The following is a 1,218-nucleotide window of genomic DNA, read 5'->3' as shown; positions in this document are numbered from 1 at the left end:
AAGCACTCCGCCTGGGGAGTACGGTCGCAAGACTGAAACTCAAAGGAATTGACGGGGACCCGCACAAGCAGTGGAGTATGTGGTTTAATTCGAAGCAACGCGAAGAACCTTACCAGGTCTTGACATCCCTCTGATCGGTACAGAGATGTATCTTTCCTTCGGGACAGAGGAGACAGGTGGTGCATGGTTGTCGTCAGCTCGTGTCGTGAGATGTTGGGTTAAGTCCCGCAACGAGCGCAACCCTTATATTTAGTTGCCAGCACTTCGGGTGGGCACTCTAGATAGACTGCCGGTGACAAACCGGAGGAAGGTGGGGATGACGTCAAATCATCATGCCCCTTATGACCTGGGCTACACACGTACTACAATGGCCGGTACAACGGGCTGCGAAATCGCGAGATGGAGCCAATCCCAACAAAGCCGGTCTCAGTTCGGATTGCAGGCTGCAACTCGCCTGCATGAAGTCGGAATTGCTAGTAATCGCGGATCAGCATGCCGCGGTGAATACGTTCCCGGGTCTTGTACACACCGCCCGTCACACCACGAGAGTTTATAACACCCGAAGTCGGTGGGGTAACCGCAAGGAGCCAGCCGCCGAAGGTGGGATAGATGATTGGGGTGAAGTCGTAACAAGGTAGCCGTATCGGAAGGTGCGGCTGGATCACCTCCTTTCTATGGAGAATCGTTTCCTGCAACGGAAACATTCAAATATGCAGGTTCTTAGAACCTGCAACAGCAACACAGTTACTTATCCATTTGTTCAGTTTTGATGGAATTTGAGGGGCCATAGCTCAGCTGGGAGAGCGCCTGCCTTGCAAGCAGGAGGTCAGCGGTTCGATCCCGCTTGGCTCCACCAAACAATTTCATCTATTTGGCTTGTTCTTTGAAAACTAGATATCGAAACGAAACAAACGCGAATTAGAACATTCCTTTAAGCTGATCTTGTGTAAACAAGTGAAGTGTTTTTATAAGGTAGATTGCTGGAGCGAGTGATCGAAATGGAGCGACTTTTGGATTTGGACGTAGTCCAAACCAAGCGGAGCGACAGCTCGAACACGAGCGCAATGGTTAAGCTACTAAGAGCACACGGAGGATGCCTAGGCGCTAGGAGCCGATGAAGGACGTGGCGAACAACGAAACTGCCTCGGGGAGCTGTAAGCAAGCTTTGATCCGGGGGTGTCCGAATGGGGAAACCCAGCTGGGGTAATTTCCAGTTAC

1 tRNA gene and 2 rRNA genes are annotated in these 1,218 nt (G+C 51.5%); all 3 read left to right on the top strand.

What is annotated here, in order from left to right:
* Positions 1–672 (top strand): 16S ribosomal RNA (locus CXK86_RS31755); the annotation flags it as partial.
* A gap of 108 nt (positions 673–780) precedes the next feature.
* A tRNA-Ala gene (locus tag CXK86_RS31750) sits at positions 781–856 on the top strand.
* Positions 857–1,066: 210 nt separating this feature from the next.
* Positions 1,067–1,218 (top strand): 23S ribosomal RNA (locus tag CXK86_RS31745); the annotation flags it as partial.

Source organism: Paenibacillus sp. BGI2013, assembly GCF_002843485.1.
Classification (GTDB): Bacteria; Bacillota; Bacilli; order Paenibacillales; family Paenibacillaceae; genus Paenibacillus; species Paenibacillus amylolyticus.
This window is presented reverse-complemented; position numbering and strand designations above follow the sequence as displayed.